This window comes from Roseateles sp. P5_B10, from assembly GCF_056400485.1.
Map to the genome: position 1 here is coordinate 1 of NZ_JBFULE010000398.1, position 4,760 is coordinate 4,760.

Consider the following 4,760-nt stretch of genomic DNA (forward strand, 5'->3'; position numbering starts at 1 on the left):
CTGAAGAGCCCGGAATGCACCGTTGACGAGCTGATGGAGATCATCCCGGCGCCGGACTTCCCGACCGCCGGCATCATCTACGGCCTGGCTGGCGTGCGCGATGGCTACCGCACCGGCCGCGGCCGCGTCGTCATGCGCGCCAAGGTGCATTTCGAGGACATCGACAAGGGTTCGCGCCAGTCGATCATCGTTGACGAGATCCCCTACCAGGTCAACAAGAAGACCCTGCTTGAGCGCATTGCCGAACTGGTGCAGGAAAAGAAGATCGAGGGCATTAGCCACATCCAGGACGAGTCCGACAAGTCCGGGATGCGCGTGGTCATCGAGCTCAAGCGCGGTGAAGTGCCCGAGGTGGTGCTGAACAACCTGTACAAGCAGACGCAGCTGCAGGACAGCTTCGGCATGAACATGGTCGCCCTCGTCGATGGCCAGCCCAAGCTATGCAATCTGCGCGACATGGTCATCGTGTTCCTGGAGCACCGCCGCGAGGTGGTGACCCGCCGCACGATCTACGAACTGCGCAAGGCCCGCGAGCGCGGCCATGTGCTGGAAGGCCTGGCGGTGGCGCTGGCCAACATCGACGAATTCATCGAGACCATCAAGACCTCGCCGACGCCGCCCGTCGCCAAGGCTGCCCTGATGGCCAAGAGCTGGGATTCGTCGCTGGTGCGCGAGATGCTGTCGCGCACCGAGACGCTGTCGGCCGGTGGCCCCTCCGCCTACCGTCCCGAAGGCCTGGAGCCCGAGTACGGCATGCAGGCCGACGGCCTGTACCGCCTGTCGGAATCGCAGGCTGGCGAAATCCTGCAGATGCGCCTGCAACGCCTGACTGGCCTGGAGCAGGACAAGATCGTCGGCGAGTACAAGGAAGTGATGGCGGAGATCGCCGATCTGCTCAACATCCTTGCCACGCCTGCCCGGGTGACAACCATCATCAGYGACGAGCTGGTGCAGCTGAAGAACGAGTTCGGCCAGACCAAGCTGGGCGCTCGCCGCAGCGTCATCGAGCACAACGCCCAGGAACTCGGCACCGAAGACCTCATCACGCCGACCGACATGGTCGTGACGCTCTCGCACACCGGCTACATCAAGAGCCAGGCATTGAGCGAATACCGCGCTCAAAAGCGCGGCGGCCGCGGCAAGCAGGCCACGCAGACGAAGGACGACGACTGGGTCGACCAGCTCTTCATCGCCAACACCCACGACTGGCTGCTGTGCTTCTCCAACCGCGGCCGCGTCTACTGGCTCAAGGTCTGGGAAGTACCGCAGGGCTCGCGCAACTCGCGCGGCAAGCCCATCGTCAACATGTTCCCGCTGCAGGCCGACGAGAAGATCACCGTCGTGCTGGCGCTGACCGGCGAGTTCCGCAGCTTCCCTGAAGATCACTTCATCTTCATGGCCACGGCCATGGGCACGGTCAAGAAGACCTCTCTGAAGGACTTCAGCAATCCCCGCAAGGCCGGCATCATCTCCGTCGACCTGGACGAGGGCGACCACCTGATCGGCGCCGCACTGACCGACGGCCACCACGATGTGATGCTGTTCAGCGACGGCGGCAAGGCCGTGCGCTTCGACGAGGACGACGTGCGCCCGATGGGCCGCACCGCCCGCGGCGTGCGCGGCATGATGCTCGAGCCCGACCAGCGCCTCATCGCCATGCTGGTGGCCGAAGACGAAACCCAGAGCGTGCTGACCGCCACCGAGAACGGCTACGGCAAGCGCACGTCCATCGTTGAGTACACGCGCCACGGCCGCGGTACCAAGGGCATGATTGCCATCCAGCAGAGCGAGCGCAATGGCCGCGTCGTCGCCGCGACGCTGGTGCGCCCCGAGGACGAGATCATGCTGATCACCGACAAGGGCGTGCTGGTGCGCACCCGCGTCAGCGAGATCCGCGAACTCGGCCGCGCCACGCAAGGCGTCACACTGATCGCGCTGGACGACGGCAGCAAGCTGTCCGGCCTGCAGCGCATCGTCGAGAACGACGCCAACGAGACCGATGCCCCTGCCGAAGATGGCGAGGCCGGCCTTACCGATGACTCCTCCGAAGCCCCCAAGGACTGATCACATGACCTCTCGCAACCTGGGCCTGGCCCTCGCCCTGGCCCTGGCCACTGGCACCGCCCTGGCCGATCCGTCGCCGGCCAAGAAGGCTCTGATCGACAAGATCGTGGCGCTGCAGCAGCAGGGCATGGCCGACAGCATGGCGGCCAGCATCGTGCAGCAACCCCTGCCGCAGCTGACGCAAGGCGGCCGCGCCGCGCTGCAGCAAGTGCCGCCCGAGAAGCGCGACGCGACGGCCAAGGCCATGGACGCCGAGCTGAAGAAGTTCATCGAGGAAAACGTGCCCTACCTGAAGGACAAGATCGCCAAGGCGATTGGGCCCACGGCTTCGGCCCTGCTGGACGAACGCTTCAACGAGGACGAACTGAAGCAGGTCGTCGCCTGGGCAGAATCGCCGGTCAGCCAGAAATTCGGCCTTGCCAGCGTCGAACTGCAGAAGGCCGTCGCGCAAAAGGTGATGGCCGAGGCCGGCCCCACGCTGGAAGGCCGTCTCAAGGCCTTGCAGACCACGCTGGCCAAGCAATTGGGCCTGCAGCCTCCGCCGGCCGCCGCGCCCAAGCCCGCAGCCTCCGCGCCCAAGAAGTAGCCTCCCGGATCTCGATGACCACAGCCCGCCCGTTCAATTTCGCCCCCGGCCCCGCCACACTGCCTGAACCGGTGCTGCAACAGGTGGCGGCCGAGATGCTGGACTGGCACGGCAGTGGCATGAGCGTCATGGAGATGAGCCACCGCGGCAAGGAGTTCATCTCCATCGCGGAAGCGGCTGAGCGGGATCTGCGCGAGCTGCTCGCCGTGCCGGCCAACTTCCGCATCCTCTTCATGCAGGGTGGCGGCTTGGGTGAAAACGCCATCGTGCCGCTGAACCTGAGCCGTGGCGGCAAGGTCGATGTCGTCGTGACGGGCTCTTGGTCGCGCAAGAGCGCCGCCGAGGCGCGCCGCTATGCCGACGTGCAGATCGCCGCCGACATCGGCAGCGGGCAYGCCATCCCCGGCGACTGGCAACTTCGCAGCGACGCGAGCTATGTCCACGTCTGCACMAACGAGACCATCGACGGCGTCGAATTCCATGACCTGCCCCGTATCGGCAACGGCGTGCCGCTGGTCATCGACTGCTCCTCCCACCTGTTGTCGCGCCCCATCGACTGGAGCCGCATCGGCCTGGCCTTCGGCGGCGCGCAGAAGAACATCGGCCCGGCCGGCATGACCCTGGTCTTCGTGCGCGAAGACCTTCTGGGCCGCGCACTGGAGATCTGTCCTTCGGCCTTCAACTACGAAACCGTAGCGGCAGCCCAGTCCATGTTCAACACGCCGCCAACCTTCGCGATCTATGTGGCGGGTCTGGTGTTCCAGTGGGTGAAAGGCTTTGAGTACGCCGGCAAGCGCGACCTGGCCGCCATTGAGCAGCGCAACATCGACAAGGCCGGCCTGCTCTACGCGACGCTGGATGCCTCCGGCTTCTACGAGAACCGCGTCGACGCCAGCTGCCGCTCACGCATGAACGTGCCCTTCTTCCTGAAGGATGAAAAGCTCAACGAGAGCTTCCTGACCGCGGCCAAGGCCGCTGGCCTGCTGCAGCTCAAGGGTCACAAGTCGATGGGCGGCATGCGCGCGTCCATCTACAACGCGATGCCGCTGGAAGGCGTGCAGGCGCTGGTGTCATTCCTGAAGGACTTCGAGGCCCGCCATGGCTGAACCTGTCGCCTCCCAGGCACTGCTCGCGCTGCGCGACCAGATCGACGGCCTGGACCGCCAGCTGCTGGACCTGCTGAACCAGCGCGCCCGCGTCGCCGAGCAAGTCGGCGAGATCAAGCGCGCCGAGGGCACACCCTTTTTCCGCCCGGACCGCGTCGCCCAGGTCATCGACAAGATCCGTGCCGCTAACCCGGGGCCGTTGAAGTCCGAGCACGTCGCGGCCATTTGGCGCGAGATCATGTCCGCCTGCCTGGCGCTGGAGTCGCCGCAGCGCGTCGCCGTGCTCGGCCCCATCGGCACCTTCTGCGAGCAGGCCGCTCTCGAATACTTCGGCAGCGCCGCCGACATGACCTACTGCGCCACTTTCGACGAGGTCTTCCACGCGACGGCCAGCGGCAGCGCGCAGTTCGGCGTCGTCGGCGTCGAGAACATGACCGAGGGCGTCGTCACGCGCTCGCTGGACCTGTTCCTGCACACGCCCTGCCATGTGGTCGGCGAGGTCAGCCTGCTGATCCGCCACAACCTGATGCGCAAGGAGCCTTCGATGCACGGCATCGAAGCGGTGCTCGCGCACCCGCAAGCCCTGGCCCAATGCCAGAACTGGCTGAACAAGCACCTGCCCGACGTCGAGCGCCGAGCCGTCTCCAGCAATGCCGAGGGCTCGCGCCTGGCCGCCACCAACCCGGCCTGGGCCGCCCTGGGCAGCGAACGTGCCTCGCAGGTTTTCGGCCTGCACATCACCGCGCACGCCATCCAGGACGAGGCATACAACCGCACGCGCTTCGCCGTCATCTGCCTGCCGCAGACGATGGCCACACCGCCGGCCACCGGGCGCGACTGCACCAGCCTGGTCGTTTCCGTGCCCAACCGGCCCGGCGCCATGCACGATCTGCTGGTGCCGCTGAAGAAGCACGGCGTATCCATGACCCGCCTGGAGTCCCGCCCGGCCCGTACCGGCCAGTGGGATTACTACTTCTACATCGACCTCGACGGCCATCCGACGC

4 protein-coding genes are annotated in these 4,760 nt (G+C 66.1%); all 4 read left to right on the top strand.

The annotated features are described in order from the left end of the window. The coding region (locus tag AC1DU6_RS20315; RefSeq protein ID WP_477859174.1) for a DNA gyrase C-terminal beta-propeller domain-containing protein at window positions 1-2,064 on the top strand (2,064 nt) is incomplete at its 5' end. Window positions 2,065-2,068: 4 nt separating this feature from the next. After that, complete coding sequence (locus AC1DU6_RS20320) at window positions 2,069-2,650, top strand: DUF2059 domain-containing protein (RefSeq protein WP_056202128.1); 582 nt, start codon at window positions 2,069-2,071, stop codon at window positions 2,648-2,650. 14 nt (window positions 2,651-2,664) lie between these two features. Continuing rightward, on the top strand, window positions 2,665-3,756 hold the full coding sequence (gene serC / locus AC1DU6_RS20325) for a 3-phosphoserine/phosphohydroxythreonine transaminase (RefSeq protein ID WP_056202125.1): 1,092 nt from the start codon (window positions 2,665-2,667) through the stop codon (window positions 3,754-3,756). Continuing rightward, window positions 3,749-4,760 (top strand): prephenate dehydratase (pheA, locus tag AC1DU6_RS20330; RefSeq protein WP_477859177.1); only part of this gene is annotated, 1,012 nt, incomplete at its 3' end. The genes serC and pheA, both read left to right, overlap by 8 nt.

Bases quoted from the DNA above. Each gene is read 5' to 3' on its own strand.
- AC1DU6_RS20320 (WP_056202128.1), top strand. From the start codon at position 2,069: ATGACCTCTCGCAACCTGGGCCTGGCCCTCGCCCTGGCCCTGGCCACT.